This window comes from Pseudomonas sp. S11P7 (genome assembly GCF_023195435.1).
Lineage (GTDB): Bacteria > Pseudomonadota > Gammaproteobacteria > Pseudomonadales > Pseudomonadaceae > Aquipseudomonas > Aquipseudomonas fluorescens_G.
In genome coordinates this window covers 952,501-973,657 of sequence record NZ_JALPKS020000002.1, presented here as the reverse complement: position 1 = coordinate 973,657, position 21,157 = coordinate 952,501, and the positions used below count along the sequence as shown (strand labels likewise).

General features: G+C 58.3%; 16 protein-coding genes and 2 rRNA genes (1 of these 18 cut by a window edge). 5 read left to right on the top strand and 13 right to left on the bottom strand.

Translation table 11 applies throughout. The features are described from left to right. Positions 1-432 precede the first annotated feature (432 nt). The 6 genes from flgE to M0746_RS04460 all read right to left on the bottom strand — a co-directional run bounded on the left by flgE (position 433) and on the right by M0746_RS04460 (position 5,573). On the bottom strand, positions 433-1,773 hold the full coding sequence (gene flgE / locus M0746_RS04485; protein WP_258448329.1) for a flagellar hook protein FlgE: 1,341 nt from the start codon (positions 1,771-1,773) through the stop codon (positions 433-435). 31 nt (positions 1,774-1,804) lie between these two features. Next, complete coding sequence (flgD, locus tag M0746_RS04480) at positions 1,805-2,530, bottom strand: flagellar hook assembly protein FlgD (RefSeq protein WP_258448328.1); 726 nt, start codon at positions 2,528-2,530, stop codon at positions 1,805-1,807. Between the two features lie 15 nt (positions 2,531-2,545). Next, the gene (gene flgC / locus M0746_RS04475; protein WP_007899122.1) at positions 2,546-2,989 is read right to left on the bottom strand and encodes a flagellar basal body rod protein FlgC; all 444 of its coding nucleotides are present in this window, start codon (positions 2,987-2,989) and stop codon (positions 2,546-2,548) included. A 3-nt stretch (positions 2,990-2,992) separates the two neighbouring features. Next, positions 2,993-3,400 carry a flagellar basal body rod protein FlgB gene (gene flgB / locus M0746_RS04470; RefSeq protein WP_093099242.1) on the bottom strand — a complete coding sequence of 136 codons (408 nt, stop codon included), beginning with the start codon at positions 3,398-3,400 and terminating at the stop codon, positions 2,993-2,995. A gap of 366 nt (positions 3,401-3,766) precedes the next feature. Then, positions 3,767-4,594, bottom strand: a complete 828-nt coding sequence (gene cheR / locus M0746_RS04465) for a protein-glutamate O-methyltransferase CheR (RefSeq protein ID WP_208940136.1) — start codon at positions 4,592-4,594, stop codon at positions 3,767-3,769. Positions 4,595-4,640: 46 nt separating this feature from the next. Beyond that, a complete protein-coding gene (locus tag M0746_RS04460) occupies positions 4,641-5,573 on the bottom strand; it encodes a chemotaxis protein CheV (protein ID WP_090285360.1) in 933 nt (310 codons plus the stop codon). A gap of 82 nt (positions 5,574-5,655) precedes the next feature. Between M0746_RS04460 and flgA the strand changes: the two genes are divergently transcribed. The 4 genes from flgA to M0746_RS04440 all read left to right on the top strand — a co-directional run bounded on the left by flgA (position 5,656) and on the right by M0746_RS04440 (position 8,257). Next, positions 5,656-6,417, top strand: coding sequence for a flagellar basal body P-ring formation chaperone FlgA (flgA, locus tag M0746_RS04455; RefSeq protein WP_093099239.1), 762 nt, complete (start codon positions 5,656-5,658; stop codon positions 6,415-6,417). Between the two features lie 162 nt (positions 6,418-6,579). After that, entirely contained in the window at positions 6,580-6,906 is a 327-nt protein-coding gene (gene flgM, locus M0746_RS04450; protein WP_090285364.1) for a flagellar biosynthesis anti-sigma factor FlgM, read from the top strand. A gap of 48 nt (positions 6,907-6,954) precedes the next feature. After that, a complete protein-coding gene (locus M0746_RS04445; RefSeq protein WP_208940135.1) occupies positions 6,955-7,422 on the top strand; it encodes a flagella synthesis protein FlgN in 468 nt (155 codons plus the stop codon). Between the two features lie 88 nt (positions 7,423-7,510). Next, the gene (locus M0746_RS04440; protein ID WP_258448327.1) at positions 7,511-8,257 is read left to right on the top strand and encodes a flagellar brake protein; all 747 of its coding nucleotides are present in this window, start codon (positions 7,511-7,513) and stop codon (positions 8,255-8,257) included. A 74-nt stretch (positions 8,258-8,331) separates the two neighbouring features. On the opposite strand, the gene M0746_RS04435 is transcribed toward M0746_RS04440, so the two are convergent. The 4 genes from M0746_RS04435 to M0746_RS04420 form a co-directional block, all read right to left on the bottom strand. Further along, positions 8,332-9,720 carry an MFS transporter gene (locus M0746_RS04435; protein ID WP_208940133.1) on the bottom strand — a complete coding sequence of 463 codons (1,389 nt, stop codon included), beginning with the start codon at positions 9,718-9,720 and terminating at the stop codon, positions 8,332-8,334. 69 nt (positions 9,721-9,789) lie between these two features. Next, positions 9,790-11,031 carry a glutamine synthetase family protein gene (locus M0746_RS04430; RefSeq protein WP_258451430.1) on the bottom strand — a complete coding sequence of 414 codons (1,242 nt, stop codon included), beginning with the start codon at positions 11,029-11,031 and terminating at the stop codon, positions 9,790-9,792. Positions 11,032-11,232: 201 nt separating this feature from the next. Further along, positions 11,233-11,925 carry a sensor histidine kinase gene (locus M0746_RS04425; protein WP_258448326.1) on the bottom strand — a complete coding sequence of 231 codons (693 nt, stop codon included), beginning with the start codon at positions 11,923-11,925 and terminating at the stop codon, positions 11,233-11,235. Continuing rightward, positions 11,922-13,526, bottom strand: coding sequence for a tetratricopeptide repeat-containing response regulator (locus M0746_RS04420; RefSeq protein ID WP_090285377.1), 1,605 nt, complete (start codon positions 13,524-13,526; stop codon positions 11,922-11,924). Before M0746_RS04420 ends, M0746_RS04425 begins: the two co-directional genes overlap by 4 nt. A 302-nt stretch (positions 13,527-13,828) precedes the next feature. On the opposite strand from M0746_RS04420, the gene M0746_RS04415 reads away from it, so the two are divergent. Next, entirely contained in the window at positions 13,829-17,965 is a 4,137-nt protein-coding gene (locus tag M0746_RS04415) for a CheR family methyltransferase (protein ID WP_258448325.1), read from the top strand. 6 nt (positions 17,966-17,971) lie between these two features. Here the strand turns inward: M0746_RS04415 and M0746_RS04410 are convergent, their stop codons facing one another. From M0746_RS04410 to M0746_RS04400, 3 genes are all read right to left on the bottom strand, one after another. Next, a complete protein-coding gene (locus tag M0746_RS04410; RefSeq protein ID WP_258448324.1) occupies positions 17,972-18,511 on the bottom strand; it encodes a hypothetical protein in 540 nt (179 codons plus the stop codon). Between the two features lie 147 nt (positions 18,512-18,658). Then, positions 18,659-18,774: ribosomal RNA gene (gene rrf / locus M0746_RS04405) — 5S ribosomal RNA — on the bottom strand. A 155-nt stretch (positions 18,775-18,929) separates the two neighbouring features. Next, positions 18,930-21,157 (bottom strand): 23S ribosomal RNA (locus tag M0746_RS04400) (it continues 666 nt past the right edge of the window).

Sequence of the window (21,157 nt, the reverse complement as noted above, 5' to 3'; positions counted from 1 at the left end):
TGTTGAGCAGGCAAGACAGCGCCTTCGATGCGGTGCGGCGAACAACGGTGCGCACACGCGACACCGGCGACCAGCCCGATAGGGAAAGAAATCTGATAACGCAGGAAGGAATCACCGACTCTGCCTGCTCGGCGGGGGTATGGCTTGTCAGTTGCAGCACCTGGATCGGCGCACGGACAGCTTTGAGATTGTTCACAGGTACTCCATCCGTAGAGCTTTTGATGACTTCCATATCGGCGCAGCCTACTGCCACACCGTGACCCACACCGGTCGAAAGTTTGACGGTGGCTGCGCTTAGTCCGCAGATGCAGCAATTTCCACACCATCCCAGACGACGAACGGTAAAAAAATTGATGCGCAGCGTGTTACCGCGCACAAAAAAACCGACGCCTCAGGACGTCGGTTTTTAGTGATGCAGAGCCAATAGATAAATCAGGTCATCTGAATAATGGTCTGCATAATCGTGCTCTGCGTCGAAATGGTCTTGGCGTTCGCCTGATAGTTGCTCTGACCCTTGATCAGATCAACCAGCTCATTGGTCAGGTTAACGTTCGACTCTTCCAGCGAGTTGGACACCACCTCACCCAACGTACCGGTTTTCGGTGCGTCGTAGCCTGGAATACCCGAAGCGAAAGTCTCTTTCCAGCTAGTGCCACCGACAGCCTGCAGGCCCTGTTCGTTGGTGAAACTGGCCAGTGCAACCTGACCAATCGCCTTGCTCTGATTGTTGCTGAAGTTGGCGAACAGCGTACCGGTGCCATCGATCGTCAGGTTGGTGATCTGGCCGGTGGCGTAGCCATCCTGAGTCGGGATCGTGCGCGAAGTATCAGCGTTGTACTGGGTGGTCTTGGCCATCGAAATGGTCACGCCAGCCGGATTTGCTGCCGCGCCGTTAGGCGTAAAAACACCGTTGGTCACGGTGCCTGGTTTCCAGTTACTCAACGTCAAGTCGCTGCTGATGAGCGGGTTTGGCGCCGGCGGCGGCAAAGTACTCGGTGTACTCACCTGAAGCAACTTGCCGGAACTGTCGAACGTCAGTGTCGAAGCCACTGGTGGAGTCTTGGTCGGATCGCTACCGGTCGCATCCGGGTTACGGCCATCAACCAGGGTGTACACCTTCCAGACGTTATCACCAGTCTTCACTACATACTGATCCATAACATGCGAGTTGCCCTGCGTGTCATAGATCGGGGTGCTGAACGATTTGGTATAGGTCTCAGGCTTGGACGGGTCGAACACCACGGGGGTGGCGCCCGTGTCGATGATTTTAGTGGCGGACGAATTCAGGTTGATGCTCGAAGTCACCGCCGACGTCGACTTCGGTGCCAGGTTCGAGGTATCGATCTTCAGATCGGTCAACACGCCATTGATGATCTTGCCGTTGGCATCCACACCATAACCCTGCAGACGCGAGGTGTAGTCGGTGTTGGTGATGTAACCGGCGTTATCCACCTTGAAGGTACCGGCACGGGTATACGAAATCGAACCGTTGTTGCTCATGGTGAAGAAACCGGAACCGTTGATGCCCATGTCCAACACGTTACCGGTGTTGTTGATATCACCCTGGGTGAACTGCTGGGAAACGTTGGCCAGGCGCACGCCGTTACCGATGACTTTGCTGCCGCTGCCCAGACGAGTCGACGAATACACGTCTTCGAATTCTGCGCGCGAGGATTTGAAACCGGCGGTGGCAACGTTGGCGATGTTGTTGCCGGTCACGTCCAGTTGCTTGTTGGCTGCATAGAGACCGCTAAGGCCGATATTGAAAGACATATTCCACTCCTTTATGCCGGGTTAGTCGGCTCTATATACCAATGGTTTGAACTTTGGACAGGGCGACGGTGCCCTTGCCAGCGAGGTTGAGCATCAGCTCGCCGCCGGTCTGGCTGATCGTCACGCTGTTGACGGTCGCTGGCAGGTAAGTCGCCAGGTCCGTCGCCGCGCCGTTGATCGGTGCGCTGGCCTTGAAGGTGTAAGTCCCGACCGGCACCACGGTGCCTGCGGTGTCCTTGCCGTCCCAGGTGAAGCTCGCGTCGCCGGCGGCGCGGCTGCCCAGATCGATGGTGCGCACGGTCTTGCCGTCCTTGTCGGTGATGGTCACGGTGCCACCGGCAATCGACGAAGGTACGGTGACCGAACCGGTCAGGCCTTTGCTCGGGTCATCGAGCTGCGCGGTGTTGGTCTGCACGATCACGTTACGGCCAACCAGCGACGAGGCTTGCAGCGCCTGCGACGAGTTGTAGTTGCCGGCCAGGCCACTCACGGTGGAGTTCAGCGTGGTGATGCCTTCGAGGCTGCTGAACTGCGCCAACTGGGCAACGAATGCGCTGTTGTCCTGCGGGTCGAGCGGGTTCTGGTTTTTCAGCTGGGTCACCAGCAACTGCAGGAACGCATCCTTGCCCAGCGCTTGTCCGCCGGTGCTGCTGTTGGTCGCCGAAGCGATGCCATCGGTGGTCGAACTGGTCTTTTTCGACGAGTTCGCCAGGATGTCATTCATGCTCAGGGAGCTGGTGGTATCGGTAACGCTCATGGCAGTCGCCCCTTATTACTGACCGAGGGTCAGCACCTTCTGCATCATGGTTTTGGCGGTGTTCATCATTTCGGCGTTGGTCTGGAACGAACGGCTCGCGGAAATCATGTCAGCCATCTCTTCCACCACGTTGACGTTCGGGTAGTAGACGTAGCCCTTGCCGTCGGCCGCAGGGTGATTCGGCTCGTAACGCGCTTCGAGGTTGCTCTGGTCTTCGACCACACCGAGCACCTGCACGCCTTGACCGGCCGCGTCCTGGTTCTGGAACAGCGAATCGCTGCCGCCGCTCTGGCCGCCCTGGAACATGGTGGCGAACACCGGGTGACGGGCGCGGTAGGTCTGGTCGATGCTCGACGAGACGGTCTCGGCGTTGGCGATGTTCGAGGCCACGGTGTTCAGACGCGTGGTCTGGGCGCTCATGCCGCTGCCGGCAATGTTGAAAACGCTGGACAGGGACATGGATTACTCTCCGCGCAGGGCTGACACCAGCCCTTTGAATTTGCTGTTGAGCAGGGTGAAGCTGGCCTGGAAGCCGACCGCGTTTTCCGCGTAGTTGGACTGTTCCAGTTGAGCGTCCACGGTGTTCTGGTCGATCGAAGGCTGCATCGGCGTGCGATACATCAGCGACTCGTCGCCATTGCCCAGACCCTCAGCTTCGATGTGACGGCTGTTGGTCTTGTTGAGGGCGATGGTGCCGTTGGCGTTTTTCTGGCTCTGGGCTTCGAGTACTTTCGAGAAGTCCAGATCCCGCGCCTTGTAGTTCGGGGTATCGGCGTTGGCGATGTTGTTGGCCAGCACTTCGGCACGCTGGGCGCGGAAGCCCAAAGCCTTTTCGTGAATGCCGAGCGCTTTGTCGAAGCTGATGCTCATGTCGGGAACCTTCAGGTGACCGGTTTTTCGTAACTGAGCTTTAGCAAGCGTCGTGCCAGATTGCCAAACTCCCGGTTTCCGTGGCTTTGCGGGCGATCGGCAAAGCGGCAATGCCAGAAAAGCGGCAACCGGCTTCCGCCAGATGCCGCTTTTCTGCCGCTTGGTTGCCTCTTACTGGTTACATGAACCCTGTGGGAGCGGGCTTGCCCGCGATGACGGTATATCTGGTGAATTTATATCGACTGACAGGGCGCCATCGCGGGCAAGCCCGCTCCCACAGGGATAAATGATGTAAGTAGGAAAAGTGCCAGGCACAAAGAAACGGGAGCCCCATGAGGGCTCCCGTTTTTGGTATTGCCGCAGCAATCACTTGGCCTTGTAAATGATCCCCGGGCTGCACTGGACCATCTGGTAGTGATCCGGCAAACCGTTCAGCGCTTCGGAGGCGCCGAGGAACAGATAACCGCCCGGCTTCAACGTGCTGTGAATGCGCAACAGGATGTCTTTCTTCACTTCGGCAGAGAAGTAGATCAACACGTTGCGGCAGAACACGATGTCGAACTTGCCCAGCGCGGCATAGCTGTCGAGCAGGTTGAACGAGCGGAACTCCACCCGGCTCTTGATCGGCGCCTTGACCACCCAGCGACCCGGCCCTTTCGGGTCGAAGTAGCGCTGCAGGCGTTCCGGCGACAAACCGCGGCCGATGGCCAAGCTGTCGTACTCGCCGGTCTTGCAGTTGGTCAGCATCAGTCCCGACAGATCAGTGGCAACGATCTGCACACCCATCTTCAACTGGCCGAGGTTGCTGCGCTCGAACTCGTCGATCGACATCGACAGCGAGTACGGTTCCTGACCCGACGAGCAGGCCGCCGACCAGATACGCAAGCGCTGGTTGGGGCTGGCCTTGATCGCTTCCGGCAGTACCTTGTTCTTCAACACTTCAAACGGATAGGTGTCGCGAAACCACAGGGTTTCGTTGGTCGTCATGGCATCGACCACCTGCTCGCGCAAACCGCTGCGCGGCTGGGTCTGGATGCGCTGCACCAGCTCACCCAGGGACTTGATGCCTTGCTGCTCCATCAGTTTGTTGAGACGGCTGGAGACCAGATACTGCTTGTTTTCACCGAGCAAAATGCCACAGGCCTTTTCCAGGAAGACCCGGAACTGTTCGAAATCCAAATTACCCGTAGACAATGGTGCCGCCTCTTAAATCGTGTTGATCACCAGGGACAGTAGGTCCCTAGCTGATATCTGCTGCTTTGATCCGGTCGACTACCCGGGATGCCAGGTCATCAGGACGGAATTTGGCCAGGAAGTCGTCGGCGCCGACTTTCTTCACCATCGCCTGATTGAATACCCCCGACAACGAAGTATGCAGGATGATATGGAGCTTTTGCATGCGTGCGTCGCCGCGGATTTCCGCCGTCAGGGTGTACCCGTCCATTTCCGGCATCTCGATGTCGGAAATCATCATCAGGAACTCTTCTTCCGGCTTCTTGCCTTCGTCGACCAGCTTGCGCAGGTAATCCAGCGCCTGCTTGCCGTCGTTCAGCGCCACTACTTCGACACCGATCGTCTGCAGGCAACGGGTCACCTGCTTGCGCGCCACCGACGAGTCATCGACCGTCAACACCCGCAGCGACAACGCCTTGGTCTGGGTCTCGACATCGACCACGCCTACCGAAATCGCTTCCGGCGTCGGTGCGACTTCCGCCAGCACTTTTTCGACGTCGATGATTTCGACTAACTGATTGTCCACCCGCGTCACAGCCGTCAGGTAGTGATCGCGACCGGTGCCCTTGGGCGGCGGATGGATCTCTTCCCAGTTCATGTTGACGATGCGCTCCACCGAGCGGACCAGGAAACCCTGGGTCTTGGTGTTGTACTCCGTGATGATCACGAACGGACTGTTCTTGTCTTTCAACGCTCCGGAACCGGTCGCCATTGCCAGATCGAGGATCGGAATTGTCGCCCCGCGAATATTTGCCACCCCGCACACCACAGGACTGGACTTGGGCATCAACGTCAGCGACGGGCATTGCAACACTTCCCGTACCTTGAACACGTTGATGCCATAGAGCTGTTGCCCGTCGAGACGGAACAACAACAGCTCCAGGCGATTCTGCCCTACCAGTTGCGTGCGCTGGTTCACCGAATCCATTACACCAGCCATGCCCAGACTCCTACATCAACGCCAAGTGTTGTTGCGACGCACATTCATTGCTAAACGGCACGGCGCTTGCTTTTTAACCCGTATGAACATTCAAACGACATTTTCCCGACACCTGACAGCGCCTCTTCGCAGAGCGCTTGCCAGTGCGTGCGCCATTTGCTGCTTGTTCTTTGGCAGTCCTGCCAATGCTGATGCGGTTACCTTGCCTGACATGCTTATCGGCGTCACTCAGGGCTTTCTTGAGTTCACCGTAGAAGACTATCTGACGAGCAGTCAAACCGAAGGCCGTTATGAAATCGAAGTCAACCAGCTCGACCCGCGCATGCGCATGCCGATGTGCGACAAGGAATTGACAGCGACGCTGGAAAGTCCGGCACGCCCTTTGGGCCGGGTCACGGTGAAGGTTCGCTGCGAGGGCACATCGCCCTGGACGGTGTTCGTACCCGCTCAAGTCCGCCTGTTTCGCGAGATTGTGACGACCACGCGTGCGCTCAAGCGCGCCGGCATTATCGAGCCGCAGGACGTGACCTTGCGCGAGCGCGACGTCAGCCAGATCAACCAAGGCTTTCTGACTTCGGTGGACGAAGCGATCGGACAGAAATTGACCCGACCAACGGTCGCCGATCAGGTCATCACCCAGGTCCATCTGGAACAGGCGGAAGTCATTCGCAAGGGTGATCAAGTGGTCATCACTGCACGCAGCGGGACACTGGCCGTACGCATGCCGGGCGAAGCCCTGGCCAACGGCGGCCTGAAAGAACAGATCCGGGTAAAAAACCTCAACTCACAACGGGTGATCAAGGCGCAGGTCACCGCGCCGGGACAAGTGGAAGTGGCCATGTGAACGCCCTGTGAGAAAACTGGCGCGGACCTCCCGGCTTCCCTAAACTGTGTCGCAGCAGGACATGCCGCGATGCAGCCCGGCGCATTGGAAAAATGTGCCTAAAGTTTTTCATGGGATAGCCGAAAACATGGCAAGCGTCCAAATTCCCAGAGGTTTTTTATCATGGTCATCGATTTCAGCCGTTTGAACAGTTCCTCGTCACTGACAGGCAGCACACGTACCAGCAACGCCAAGGAAAGCGCTGAAAACAGCCCTTCCGCGCCGCTGAATACCCAGGCCGAGCAGGCCAATGCCGCCAAAAGCGGGGAGTCGGTACACCTCAGCAATGAGGCTCAACAGTTGCAGAAGGTCACTGACAAGCTGCGCGATCAGCCTGCTGTCGACAAAGCCCGTGTGGCTGAGTTGAAAGCCGCGATTGCCGATGGCAGCTATAAAGTCGACAGCAACCGTGTAGCCAGCAAACTGCTCAACTTCGAAGCCCAGCGCTAGGCTTTTGCCGGCGCCAGGCTTTTGGACGCTTAAACCCCAAGGCCAGCCATGCACGACACTAATTTACTGCAACTGATCAACGACGACTTTGCTCCAGCGCAAGAACTGCTGGAGTTGCTGCAAACCGAATCCCTCGCGTTGCACGGTCGCGACATGCCGCTGCTGGAAGAAATTCTGGCGCGCAAGCAAGCATTGATCATTCTGCTGGAACAGCATGGCCGCAAGCGCAGCGAAATTCTCGCCAGCCTCAATCTGTCGACCGATCGCAACGGCCTGCAACAGCTGGCCGCGCAATCGAGCATTGGCGAGCAGTTGTTGCGCCAGGGCGACGCCCTGACCGACCTGATTGCCCAATGCCAGGCAGCCAACGTCAAGAATGGCCAGTCGATCCGCATTCAGCAGGCCACCACGGCCAATCAGCTGAAAATCCTCACCGGGGGCGAACCGCCAGCGTTGTACGACGCCAGCGGCACTTTTGCCAAGCCCGCCAAACCGCGTCCGCTCAGCCAGGCATGAGCCGTTGATGCGCCAGCTCTATCAACCCGCGGAACATGCTGGCAAAATGCTGGCTAGTCGTCATATTTTGTCTGGAGATTGATAAACCGTGTCCAACGCCCTCAGCGCGGATGATGCTCCGCAGCCCCCTAAGGTGCTCACCACGCCACTGGAAATCTCCAGCAACCTGCGCCAGCTGCAGGACAGCCACGATCCGCTGATCATCACCTTCCACGAGCGCAGCCAGCGTTTTCAAAGCTACCTGATCAAAGTCGACCGCGACAGCGCCTCGATCGCTCTGGACGAAATGATCCCGCGCGATGGCGAACGCTTCCTGCTCGCCGGCGAGCCGTTCAAAGTCGAGGGTTTTCATGACGGCGTACGCATTGCCTGGGAATGCAACGGCACACTGAACATCGAAGAATCCAACGGCGACCGCTTCTACACCGGCGAGCTGCCGACCGAAGTGGTTTACCACCAGCGCCGCAACGCCTTCCGCGCCGCACTTAAACTGACCGACCTGGTCAGCGTTGAACTGGGTGGCGAAAAACTCAAGTCGCCGATCCATGGCAAGTTGCTGGATATTTCCGCGACGGGTTGCAAGTTTCGTTTCGAAGGCGACATCACCGACCGCCTGCAACTGGGCCAGGTCTACGACCGCCTGATCGCCCCGCCGCTGTTCGGCAACCAGCCAATCGCCGTCGAACTGCGCTATCTGCACTTCGAAGAAAAACTCAACATCACCTTCGCCGGCCTGCGTTTTCACAACATCAGCGGACCGGCCGCGCGCAACGTTGAGCGCTTCGTTTATCAGCTTCAGCGTGAAGCGCGGCGCTTTGATAAAGACGATCTCTGAGTCGTAGCGACCCACAAAAAAGGGCAGTCCCTCACAGGACTGCCCTTTTTCATGCGCAAGTGTTCATGTTCGCTTCAAGGCCTGGCACCACTGATATCCGGTGCTGGCTTGTCATCAGCGCTGTTGTGCATTGCATCTTCAACTTCGGCTTGTGGCGGCTCGGCTGGCTCAGGTTCCGGCTCTGGACTGGACGGCGCCGGATCCTGGACCATCTGCTCCTGCACCACCTGCTCATCGACGCGCGGGTCGAGCGCTGCCACCAGTGGCGAACTCGACATGCTGTCCGGCATCGCGACGTGATGCAGCGGCGCGTCATCAACCTGATGCAGATTGGTCACGGCTTTCGGCCGAATCCGCCACACCAGCACCAGCGCAAAGAAGCTGAAAAACGCATATAGACTCTGGCTGCCAAGAAACTTCATCAGCACGCCGGCCAGCAGCGGCCCGATGCTCGCGCCCACGCCGTAGGTCACCAGCAGCATCGCCGTCAGCGACACCCGTCGATCGCCCTCGACGTGGTCGTTGGAAAACGCCACGGCCAACGGATACAGACAGAACTGCACCAGCGAACACAGGAAGCCCACCACAAACAGCACTTCCAGCGGCACCTGCGGCAACACCGCCAACGGTAAAGCCGCCACTGCCAGAAACCCGGCGAAGCAGCGAATCAGCAACGCCCGATCATAGCGATCAGACAACCAGCCCAGCGGCCACTGCACCAGCAAACCGGCAAAGATGCAGCTACCCATGAACAAACCGACCTGCTCGGTCGACAGCCCTTGCTGCGAAGCATACAGCGGCGCCAGACCGTAGAACGAACCGATGATCAAACCGGCGCCGAGCACCGTGCTCAACGATTGCGGCACCCGCTTGATAAAGAACCGCGGCTCCATCGGCGCCGGATGCAGCGGGGCCGGGTGAATCCGCCGGGTCAGCGCCACCGGCACCAGACACAGTGCGAAGCACAGCGCGACCAGCATCAGCAGCTCCAGGCCGAGGCCCGGGTGCATGACCAGAATCAACTGGCCGAGCACCAGGCCCAGATACGAAGCGATCATGTAACCGCTGAACACCAGACCGCGCTGATTGGCGTCCGCCTGCTCGTTGAGCCAGCTCTCGATCACCATGTACTGGCACATCATGCCGAGGCCGACGATCGTCCGCAGCACCAGCCACGCCGGCAGCCAATCGACCAGACCATGGCCCAGCACTGCCGCACCGACGATCCCGGCACACGCTGAATACGCGCGAATGTGCCCGACCCGGGCGATCAGGCGGTGACCGATCTTGCCGCCCAGTACCAGACCGAAATAGTTGGCCGCCATCAGCGCACCGACCCACAGGCCGTCGACGTTATCCGCCGCCAGCCGCAAGGCCAGATAGGTAGAGAGAAGGCCCGAGCCGATCAACATCATCAGCGAGGCGAAATACAGCGCTCGAAAGGATTTCCAGATTTGGCGCATCGGCGTTCCGAGCGGCTCCTTGCAGTAGATTACGGGCTAACCAAGCGCTAGCCCGATGGCGACAGTACGTCAGGCCTGGGCTGCTAGAACACGCCGTTCCCAGGGGGTGATTTCATCGAAGAAGCTGGTCAACTCCATGGTCTTCGAAGCGATGTAGCCTTCGATGAACTCGGGTCCGAACAGTTCCCTGGCCAAGTGGCTACGCTTCAGACGTTCCAGAGCGGCATGCAAGGTACACGGCAACGCAAGATTGTCCGGCACGACAAACTCGCCCTGGATCGCCGCGCTGGGCTCAAGCTCCTGCTCGATGCCATGCAAACCCGCGGCCAGACTGGCGGCCAGTGCCAGATACGGATTCGCATCGGCGCCCGGCAAGCGGTTTTCGACCCGACGAGCGACCGGCGAACTGGCCGGAATGCGCAGCCCGGCCGCACGGTTATCGTGGGACCAGCAGGCATTGTTCGGCGACGCATACGGATGGCAGAGGCGCTGATAGGAATTCACGTTGGGCGCAAACAGCGCGGTGAAATCCGCCATGGCTGCCTGCTGGCCGCCGATGAAATGGCGGAACATCGCGGTCGCCTCTCCGCTCGCGTCATTGAAGACATTCCTGCCGCTGCCGATCTCGACCACGCTCTGGTGAATGTGCATCGAACTGCCCGGCGTGTGCGCCAGCGGCTTGGCCATGCACACCACGGTCAGGCCGTGCTTGAGCGCGACCTCTTTGAGCAGATGCTTGAACAGGAACGTCTGGTCGGCCAGCAGCAATGGATCGCCGTGCAGCAGATTGATCTCGAACTGGCTGACGCCCATCTCGTGCATGAAGGTGTCGCGCGGCAAGCCCAGCGCGGCCATGCATTTATAGACTTCACTGAAGAACGGCCGCAAACCGTTATTGGAACTGACGCTGAACGCCGACTGGCCGTCCTCGCGACGACCGTCGAGGCCGACGGGCGGGCGAAATGCTTGGGTGGGATCAGGGTTGGGCGCGAAAACAAAAAACTCCAGCTCGGTAGCCACCACCGGCGCCAATCCGCGCGCGGCGTACCGAGCGATGACACGCTTGAGCAGACCGCGGGTCGACAGCGGCGAGCTCTCACCGCTCAGCTCGTCGGCGTCGCAAATCGCCAGGGCGCGCGGCTCGTCACTCCAGGGCAGGCGATGGATCTGGGTCGGTTCGGCGACAAGGGCCAGGTCGCCGTCATCGCTGCCGTAAAACCGCGCCGGCGGATAACCGCCCATGATGCATTGCAGCAGCACACCCCGCGCCAACTGTAGACGTCGCCCTTCGAGGAAACCCTCGGCGGTCATCACTTTGCCGCGCGGCACGCCGTTGAGATCCGGCGTTACACATTCAATCTCATCAATGCCCGTCAGTCGCTGTGCGAGTGAGCGCTGGCCATCGGTTGTCATGACGCAATCCTTGTTATTGTGCGAGCCGCGAACGGCGACCCGTACAAAATAGGCTCCGGCTGTTCGGAATATCAAGCAGCGTCAAACAAAAACCATTAGTTACGGCAGATACAGGCTGAACACACCGCCGCCGAGCGGCCCGCCATTGCTGATTTCCGTGCGCCCTTCCACACCGTTGCGCTGATGCAGCGCCGCGATGCGATTGGCAAAGTACAGGCCGAGCCCGGTACTGCCGCTGCTGTGATTGATGCCCTGCACGTAATCGGCCTGACGCTCGAGCATCTCGCGCGGATAACCGGCGCCGTCGTCGTTGATGCTCAGGACCAGTTGCCCGGCCTCGTCACTGACGGTGATCAGCAACGACTCGCGCGCATAACGAATGGCGTTGTTGATGCAGTTGCTCAGCACCGAAGCGATGAGCTCGCGATCGAAGAAACCCAGCGGGCTCAGCGGATCGACTTCATAGGTGGCGATGATGCCGCGGCTGGCGAACACCTCTTGATGCGCGGCCAGTTGCGCCTCGATGAAATCGTCGAGTTCGTGATAGGCCGGTTGCAGCGGCAGCTGATTGACGCCGAGCTTGTACAGCCCGAGCAACTGCACAAGCATGCCGTTGAGGTGGGCGAACTCGAAGTCGATCACGCCCTGCTCCGCGCCCTCGCGCTGCGCTGGCGGCAGACGCGCCAGCCATTGGCTGTGCGCCTGCATGAGCATGGCCAGGGAGTTTTTCATGTCGTGGACGGTGGAGGCGATCACCGTGGAAAAATCCAGCGCCTGCTCATCGTGGTTCATTCGCCAAACGCCTTGCTTTTCAGCTTCTGATAACGCGCAAAGCGCGCGTCGGTGTCGGGCATCAGGCCGACCATTTTCAGGCAGGCCCGACATTCTTCCAGCTCCGCCGATGGCACACTGGTGTCGGTGCCGTGCAACAGCGACTGGGCCAGGTTCAACGCGATGCTGAGGTTCTTCGGTTGCATCTTCAACGCCTTGCGGAACACCTCGCGGGCTTCCACCAGGTTGCCGGTCTTGTACACCCGCACGCCTTGGCGGTTGAGGTCGGCAGCGGCGTTGCTGGAGCTGAGAATGGTCGGGTCATCGGTGAGTTTGGCGATGTCTTTCATCACCGCCGGGTCATCACCGTAGATCTCCGCACAGCTCTTGAGCATCGAGGTGCCCGCTTCGGCCTGACCGAGCATCTGCAACTGCTTGGCCACCAGCAATGCCGCTTCCGGGCTCATGAACTGCTCCATGCCATCGAGGCGCATCAGCGCTTGTTCGGTGAGCTTGTCAGCGGTCTCGGCGTCGTTGAGCAGCAGACTGGTGGCTTTCATCAGCCGCGCACGAATCTGCAGACCGGGGTCACTCGGGTTTTCTTTGGCGACCGCGCTAAGCGTGGTGTTGATCTCCAGCCGTGTGCGCGTATCGAGGCCACGATCGCTGCCCTTGCTGATCAGCGCATGCGCCAGGCCGAGGTTGCTTTCCGGGTCCTTGAAGCGCGACTGCGCGCCCTGCGACACGGCCTGACGATAGGCGCGCGAGGCAGTCTCGAAATCCTCGTTGGCCATCGCCAGTTTGCCCAGCAAGGCCTGACGACGCACCGCCAACGGCGACAGGCGAATCGCTTCTTCCAGCACCCGCTGCGCGCCCTTGCTGTCGCCCTCGGCCACCAGCACATCGGCCATGCCGTCATACAGCGCCGGCATCATCGGGAAAACCTTCAAGGCTTTTTCATAGACTTCTTTGGCCTGCGTCACCTGGCCACGCTTGAACAGCAGCTTGCCCAGACCGGCAAACGCCCACGGCAACGGGCGGTCGGCGATGATGCCGTCATAAAGGCGTTCCAGCGCTTCGTTCTGATTCATGTCGCGCAGCGCATCGGCGCGATAGCGCAGGCACAGCGGCGAATAGCGGATGTCCTGCTTGCACAAGGCGATGCAGGCGTTGAGCACTTCGACCGGTTTACCGCGGTCGAGGGCTTGCAGAATCGGTTTGAGCAGGGTCTTGCGCTGCTCCAGACGCTCCAGGCGCTGGGCCAGGCCGGAGCGGTTGAATGGCTTGGTCAGGTACGCATCGGGCTCGTGTTCCAGCGCACTGAGCACCATCGCCTGACTGGTCTCGGCGGTGACCATGACGAACACCGCTTCGTGACTGATGAGCTTTTCCGACATCAGGTCTTCGAGCACTTGCTGGCCGTTTTTCTTGCCGTCGCCGAGATGGAAATCCTGCAGGATGAAATCGTAGGATTTCTGCGAGCACATCTTCAGCGCCTGTTCACCCGTGTCGGCGGTATCGACATCCTTGACGCCCAGTTCACGCAGCATCGAACGCACGGAACTGCGGAAATCCGAAAAATCATCGACGATCAGAAAGCTTTTTTGGTGATACGACGACATCGACGATTTCCAGGCAAATGAAGAGAGGGCAATTTCAGGCGCGCAGATGATAGCTGCCGGCCAAATGCTATCAAGCGATTTCGCGCGACGTTGCTGTCACCGAACGGGTTATCGGCCGCTCCCTCGAATCTCTTGAAGATTGTTGGTGCGTTTAGGTCAAGAGCGAGGTCAACACAAAACAACCAGCACGCCATTCGAACAGCGGCAGGAAAAAAGTCGGAAACAGGATTATCCTGCGCAGTTACCCATGCGTTTTTTGATCCACCGCGACCCCATCCCGTCGCCTTCTCAAGGCCGAAGTCATGACCTCGAAATCACCCTCCTCGCCCTCTGCTCCCGAGCGCCGAGGCCTTAGCCCCAGCCACCTGGACTTCCCGGTGGTCGGCATCGGCGCGTCCGCTGGCGGCCTGCAAGCGATCAAGCTGTTTTTCGAGCACATGCCGCAAGACACTGGCATGGCCTTCGTGATCATCCTGCATTTATCGCCGGATCATCAGAGCGTCGCTGACAAGATCATTCAGGAATCGACGCGGATGCCGGTCCTGCAGGTGACGCAACCGGTGCCGATCGAGAAAAACTGCGTGTACGTGATTTCACCCGCGCAATCGCTGTCGCTGAACGATGGTTATTTGCGCGTGAGCGCCGCCGCCACACAATCCACCCGACATTCGGCAATCGACCTGTTCTTCCGCGATCTCGCCGATGTGCATCGCGAGCGGGCGTTTTGCGTGGTGTTGTCAGGCACAGGCTCCGATGGCGCAGTGGGTTTGTCGCGGATCAAGGAACAGGGCGGCGTCACCCTCGCGCAAGTGCCGGAGGACGCCGAATATGACGGCATGCCGCGTGCCGCGATCGAAACGCGCATGGTCGACCTGGTGCTGCCCGTGGTGGAGATGCCGCAAAAACTGATGGAGTTGTGGAGCAATTCGCAGAACATCACCCTGCCCAGCGCCAATGACCCCGACATCAAAGTGCAATCGCCGTCCAGCGAACAGGAAGCGGCAATTGCCGAACAGCGTCTGCACGACATTCTGATCTATCTGCGCGCCAGTACTGGCCACGATTTCAAGCATTACAAGCGCGCCACCGTGCTGCGCCGCATCGAGCGGCGCATGCAAGTCACCGGCCAGTCCGACCTCAGCGCCTATTACGATTACCTGCAAAACACCGCAGACGAAGCCAAAGCGTTACTGGGCGACATGCTGATCGGCGTCACCAACTTCTTCCGCGACCGCGAAGCCTTCGAAGCGCTGGAACGCGAAGTACTGCCGCAATTGGTGCAGTCGGTATCCAGCTCGGCGGAAAAAGAGGAATTGCGCGTCTGGTCCGCCGGCTGCTCCACTGGCGAAGAAGCCTACAGCCTGGCCATCCTGCTTGACGACCAAATGCAAGTCGAAAACAGCAAGGCCAATCTGCAAGTATTCGCTACCGATATCGACGAACGCGCCATCAGCGTCGGTCGCGCCGGAACCTATCCGCAAGCGATCGTCACCGACGTACCGCCGCAACGCCTGCGCCATTATTTCGTCAAAGACGATGAGCATTACCGCATCCGCAAGGAAATCCGCGAAAAGGTCCTGTTCGCCAAGCACAGCCTGTTGTCCGATCCGCCGTTTTCGCAGATCGATCTGATCACTTGCCGCAATTTGCTGATCTATCTGGATCGCGAAGTGCAGCGCGAGATCCTGCAGATGTTTCACTTTGCCTTGCGACCGGGAGGCTTCCTGTTTCTCGGCACTTCGGAAAGCGCCGATGCCTGCCACGAATTGTTCACCCCGGTGGATAAGCGCAACCGCATTTTCCGCGCCAAGACCGGCACGCCGAGCAGCCGTCGCACGCCGACCATGCCGCGCGGCGGTTATATGCGCAGCAGCGTTACACGTCCTGAAGTGAAGACCAGCGAACAACCCAAGTTGTCGTTCGCCGACATTCATCGACGTGCGATCGAGCGTTCGGCGCCGCCGAGCATCATTGTCGACAGCAACGCCGATATCCTGCACATGAGCGAAAGCGCCGGGCGTTTTCTGCGGCATGTCGGCGGCGAACTGTCGCGCAACCTGCTGACGCTGATCCTGCCGGAGCTGCGCCTGGAGATTCGCACCACGCTGTTCCAGGTGCAGCAAAGCAACCTGACCGTGCGCTCGCGGGAAGTGATCCTCAAGCGCGAAGAGCGGCAGTTCCGCATTGATCTGATCGCCCAACCGTACAAAGACGACGAGTCGGACAGCGAATGCGTGCTGGTGATTTTCGAGGAAACGGAAATCGACCCCGCCGAAGACGCGACGACCACCATGTTGCAGACCGAGAGCCAGGTGCTGTCAAACCTTGAGCGCGAACTGCAACGCACCAAGCTGCACCTGCAGGACACCATCGAACAGTCGGAAGTCTCCAGCGAAGAACTGAAAGCCTCCAACGAAGAGATGCAGGCGATCAACGAGGAGCTGCGCTCGGCCACCGAAGAACTTGAAACCAGCAAGGAAGAGTTGCAGTCGATCAACGAAGAGCTGTTGACGGTCAACTACGAGCTGAAAACCAAAGTCGAAGAAACCGACAAGATCAACGACTACCTCACCAACCTGATCGCCTCGACCGACATCGCCACGGTGTTTGTCGATCGCAGCATGCGCATCAAATGGTTCACCCCGCGCGCCACCGATATTTTCAGCATGTTGCCGGTCGACACCGGACGCTCGCTGCTCGACATTACCCATCGCTTGAATTATGCCGACCTCGCCGAGGACGCCGCGCAGGTGTTCGAGTCGCTGAACATGATCGAACGTGAAGTGAACAGCACCGATAATCGCTGGTACATCGCCCGGTTACTGCCGTATCGCTCCAGCGAAGATCATATCGACGGTACGGTGCTGACCTTCATCGACATCACCAAACGCCGCGCCGCCGAAGAGGAATTGCGCCTGGGTGAAGAACGCATGCGCCTGGTGGCCGAGAGCACCCGCGATTACGCGATCATCATTCTCGACGAACAAGGCGCGATCACCAGCTGGAACAAAGGCGCCGAGCTGATCTTCGGTTACAGCAAGGCCGAGGCCGAGGGTGCGTTCTACGATTTCATCTTTACTGCCGAAGATCGTGCTGCCGGCATGGCCGAGAACGAACTGGCGACTGCCCGTACCCACGGCCGCGCCGAGGACGAACGCTGGCACCAGCGCAAGGATGGCAGCCGCTTCTTCTGCAGTGGCGAAGTCACCCTGCTCAGCGGCGATTATCTGCAAGGCTACGTGAAGATCGCCCGCGACCTGACCGGTCACAAACGTGCGCAAGACGAGCAGAGTCAGGAACTGGCGCAGACGCGCAACACCGTGTCCCTGCGCGATGAGTTCTTTGCGGTCATGTCCCATGAACTCAAACACCCGCTGAATCTGATACAGCTCAACGCCGAGCTGTTACGGCGCCTGCCGGTCATTCGTACCGCAGGGCCGGCGACCAAAGCGGTCAATACGATCTGCGATGCGGTCAACAGCCAGGCGCGGATCATCGATGACCTGCTCGACGTTGCGCGAGTGCGCACCGGCAAGCTCAAACTGCAACTGACGCGGGTTCACCTCAGCGCCGTACTGCGTGACATCCATACGGTGGTGCTGAATGAACAGCATGCAACGCGAGTCGATTTGCGGTTGCCCGACGAGCCGCTGGTGATCCATGCCGATCCGACACGGGTAGAGCAGATCATCTGGAACCTGGTGAACAACGCGCTGAAATTCACCCCACCGACCGGGCGAATCGAATTGATCGCCAGTCGCAGCGCGCAAATGGCCCGCCTGGACATCAAGGACAACGGCGTCGGCATCGCTGCGGAAAATCTGGAACATGTGTTCGATCTGTTCGGACAGGCCGAGAAACAATACACCAATCATCAGCGTGAAGGCCTGGGAATTGGTCTGTCACTGGTGAGGCAATTGACTGAAGCACAACACGGCTCGGTGCTGGTGACGTCGCCGGGGCTGGGCGCCGGTTGCACGTTTACCGTATGCCTGCCTCTGGCTATTGATGTCGTGGAAGAAGCCACGCCCCAGGAAATCGAAGTGGCGTCTGGCAAACTGGATGGTCTGAGCATTCTGTTGGTGGATGATTCGCCGGAAGTGCTCGACACGCTGAAGATGTTGCTGGAAATGGAAGACGCGGACGTTACTGCATTCGATCATCCGGTCGCCGCACTGAAAGCAGCTGAAAGCACGCGCTTCGATCTGATCATTTCCGATCTGGGCATGCCGGTCATGAGCGGCTACGAACTGATGAGCGCGTTACGCAAATTGCCGCTAGTGAAAAACGTGCCAGCCATTGCCCTCACCGGTTATGGCACGCAGAGCGATATGCAGAAATCTCGCGAAGCAGGTTTTGATCAGCACCTCGGCAAGCCTGTGGCCTATGACGATTTGATCGACACCATTGATGCGCTGCGCCGCTCGCAATTGCTTTAACGGTATTCAGCGCAGATAGGCGCGCTGGATGCACACGCGACGGTCGATCGCCTGCTGTAGGCGCGCCTTGCTCTCGGCCCAGATGCCTGGGTCGACGCGCGTGAGGCGCATCAGATTGAGCATGGCGTTCTTGGCATCCAGATATTCTGACCACGCGTCGGACGCCTTGAGTTTAAGGCGCTCGTATTCGCTCATTTCCATACGCCGGATGGCCACCACCGTGGGGTCAGTCACCACTGTGCTCAGAGTGGTCTGGGTGCGATGCGGGGCGGTGAACTCCTGTTGATCGATAACGATCTCCCGGGCACGCTCGCTTGCCCATTTCAGCGCGACTTCGCAGGGAATGTCTTTGCCACGGTCGTGAAATTCTTCACTGACCTCTCGCCCCTCTTTCGTATAGACGCCAATGAATACTTGCGTATCGCCACTCAGACCTACGCGAGCTTGAACCTCGATCTGTAAGCCGTCACTCAGTGTCTCGTCATGGCTGTGCATCGGTAAACGGCTGTTGACCCATAACCAATAGTTGGCTCCGCGACGTCGCATGCTCATCCCCCGCCCCGAAAGAGAGACATTAAGGCACCGGATCGTAAGGTACGCCATGTCGATTCGTCGGCTTGGACGACGTATCGAACTTTCTCGCAGGCAAAACAAAACCCCAACTGCTTTCGCAATTGGGGTTTCGGAATTTAATCTTGACGATGACCTACTCTCACATGGGGAAACCCCACACTACCATCGGCGATGCATCGTTTCACTGCTGAGTTCGGGATGGGATCAGGTGGTTCCAACGCTCTATGGTCGTCAAGAAATTCGGGTACTGAGTCGTGACCAGATGGCCTCGCTTCAGCAAATTGGGTATGTGACAGCCACGGTGTTTGTGAACTTCGAACTTTCGGTTCGTTTCGTCTTCACACACCGCAATCTGGTGCCTTTTCAGGTCAGCAAATTGCTTGGGTGTTATATGGTCAAGCCTCACGGGCAATTAGTATTGGTTAGCTCAACGCCTCACAGCGCTTACACACCCAACCTATCAACGTCGTAGTCTTCGACGGCCCTTCAGGGAACTCAAGGTTCCAGTGAGATCTCATCTTGAGGCAAGTTTCCCGCTTAGATGCTTTCAGCGGTTATCTTTCCCGAACATAGCTACCCGGCAATGCCACTGGCGTGACAACCGGAACACCAGAGGTTCGTCCACTCCGGTCCTCTCGTACTAGGAGCAGCCCCTCTCAAATCTCAAACGTCCACGGCAGATAGGGACCGAACTGTCTCACGACGTTCTAAACCCAGCTCGCGTACCACTTTAAATGGCGAACAGCCATACCCTTGGGACCGGCTTCAGCCCCAGGATGTGATGAGCCGACATCGAGGTGCCAAACACCGCCGTCGATATGAACTCTTGGGCGGTATCAGCCTGTTATCCCCGGAGTACCTTTTATCCGTTGAGCGATGGCCCTTCCATACAGAACCACCGGATCACTAAGACCTACTTTCGTACCTGCTCGACGTGTCTGTCTCGCAGTCAAGCGCGCTTTTGCCTTTATACTCTACGACCGATTTCCGACCGGTCTGAGCGCACCTTCGTACTCCTCCGTTACTCTTTAGGAGGAGACCGCCCCAGTCAAACTACCCACCATACACTGTCCTCGATCCGGATAACGGACCTGAGTTAGAACCTCAAAGTTGCCAGGGTGGTATTTCAAGGATGGCTCCACGCGAACTGGCGTCCACGCTTCAAAGCCTCCCACCTATCCTACACAAGCAAGTTCAAAGTCCAGTGCAAAGCTATAGTAAAGGTTCACGGGGTCTTTCCGTCTAGCCGCGGATACACTGCATCTTCACAGCGATTTCAATTTCACTGAGTCTCGGGTGGAGACAGCGCCGCCATCGTTACGCCATTCGTGCAGGTCGGAACTTACCCGACAAGGAATTTCGCTACCTTAGGACCGTTATAGTTACGGCCGCCGTTTACCGGGGCTTCGATCAAGAGCTTCGCGTTAGCTAACCCCATCAATTAACCTTCCGGCACCGGGCAGGCGTCACACCCTATACGTCCACTTTCGTGTTTGCAGAGTGCTGTGTTTTTAATAAACAGTCGCAGCGGCCTGGTATCTTCGACCGGCATGAGCTTACGGAGCAAGTCCTTCACCCTCACCGGCGCACCTTCTCCCGAAGTTACGGTGCCATTTTGCCTAGTTCCTTCACCCGAGTTCTCTCAAGCGCCTTGGTATTCTCTACCCAACCACCTGTGTCGGTTTGGGGTACGGTTCCTGGTTACCTGAAGCTTAGAAGCTTTTCTTGGAAGCATGGCATCAACCACTTCGTCACCCAAAGGGTAACTCGTCATCAGCTCTCGGCCTTAAGATCCCGGATTTACCTAAGATCTCAGCCTACCACCTTAAACTTGGACAACCAACGCCAAGCTGGCCTAGCCTTCTCCGTCCCTCCATCGCAATAACCAGAAGTACAGGAATATTAACCTGTTTTCCATCGACTACGCTTTTCAGCCTCGCCTTAGGGACCGACTAACCCTGCGTCGATTAACGTTGCGCAGGAAACCTTGGTCTTTCGGCGTGGGTGTTTTTCACACCCATTGTCGTTACTCATGTCAGCATTCGCACTTCTGATACCTCCAGCAAGCTTCTCAACTCACCTTCACAGGCTTACAGAACGCTCCTCTACCGCATCATCCGAAGATGATACCCGTAGCTTCGGTGTATGGTTTGAGCCCCGTTACATCTTCCGCGCAGGCCGACTCGACTAGTGAGCTATTACGCTTTCTTTAAAGGGTGGCTGCTTCTAAGCCAACCTCCTAGCTGTCTAAGCCTTCCCACATCGTTTCCCACTTAACCATAACTTTGGGACCTTAGCTGACGGTCTGGGTTGTTTCCCTTTTCACGACGGACGTTAGCACCCGCCGTGTGTCTCCCATGCTCGGCACTTGTAGGTATTCGGAGTTTGCATCGGTTTGGTAAGTCGGGATGACCCCCTAGCCGAAACAGTGCTCTACCCCCTACAGTGATACATGAGGCGCTACCTAAATAGCTTTCGAGGAGAACCAGCTATCTCCGAGCTTGATTAGCCTTTCACTCCGATCCACAGGTCATCCGCTAACTTTTCAACGGTAGTCGGTTCGGTCCTCCAGTCAGTGTTACCTAACCTTCAACCTGCCCATGGATAGATCGCCCGGTT

Bases quoted from the DNA above. Each gene is read 5' to 3' on its own strand.
- flgE (WP_258448329.1), bottom strand. From the start codon at position 1,773: ATGTCTTTCAATATCGGCCTTAGCGGTCTCTATGCAGCCAACAAGCAA.
- flgD (WP_258448328.1), bottom strand. From the start codon at position 2,530: ATGAGCGTTACCGATACCACCAGCTCCCTGAGCATGAATGACATCCTG.
- flgC (WP_007899122.1), bottom strand. From the start codon at position 2,989: ATGTCCCTGTCCAGCGTTTTCAACATTGCCGGCAGCGGCATGAGCGCC.
- flgB (WP_093099242.1), bottom strand. From the start codon at position 3,400: ATGAGCATCAGCTTCGACAAAGCGCTCGGCATTCACGAAAAGGCTTTG.
- M0746_RS04460 (WP_090285360.1), bottom strand. From the start codon at position 5,573: ATGGCTGGTGTAATGGATTCGGTGAACCAGCGCACGCAACTGGTAGGG.
- flgA (WP_093099239.1), top strand. From the start codon at position 5,656: ATGAACATTCAAACGACATTTTCCCGACACCTGACAGCGCCTCTTCGC.
- flgM (WP_090285364.1), top strand. From the start codon at position 6,580: ATGGTCATCGATTTCAGCCGTTTGAACAGTTCCTCGTCACTGACAGGC.
- M0746_RS04445 (WP_208940135.1), top strand. From the start codon at position 6,955: ATGCACGACACTAATTTACTGCAACTGATCAACGACGACTTTGCTCCA.
- M0746_RS04435 (WP_208940133.1), bottom strand. From the start codon at position 9,720: ATGCGCCAAATCTGGAAATCCTTTCGAGCGCTGTATTTCGCCTCGCTG.
- M0746_RS04430 (WP_258451430.1), bottom strand. From the start codon at position 11,031: ATGACCGCCGAGGGTTTCCTCGAAGGGCGACGTCTACAGTTGGCGCGG.
- M0746_RS04425 (WP_258448326.1), bottom strand. From the start codon at position 11,925: ATGAACCACGATGAGCAGGCGCTGGATTTTTCCACGGTGATCGCCTCC.
- M0746_RS04420 (WP_090285377.1), bottom strand. From the start codon at position 13,526: ATGTCGTCGTATCACCAAAAAAGCTTTCTGATCGTCGATGATTTTTCG.
- M0746_RS04415 (WP_258448325.1), top strand. From the start codon at position 13,829: ATGACCTCGAAATCACCCTCCTCGCCCTCTGCTCCCGAGCGCCGAGGC.
- M0746_RS04410 (WP_258448324.1), bottom strand. From the start codon at position 18,511: ATGCGACGTCGCGGAGCCAACTATTGGTTATGGGTCAACAGCCGTTTA.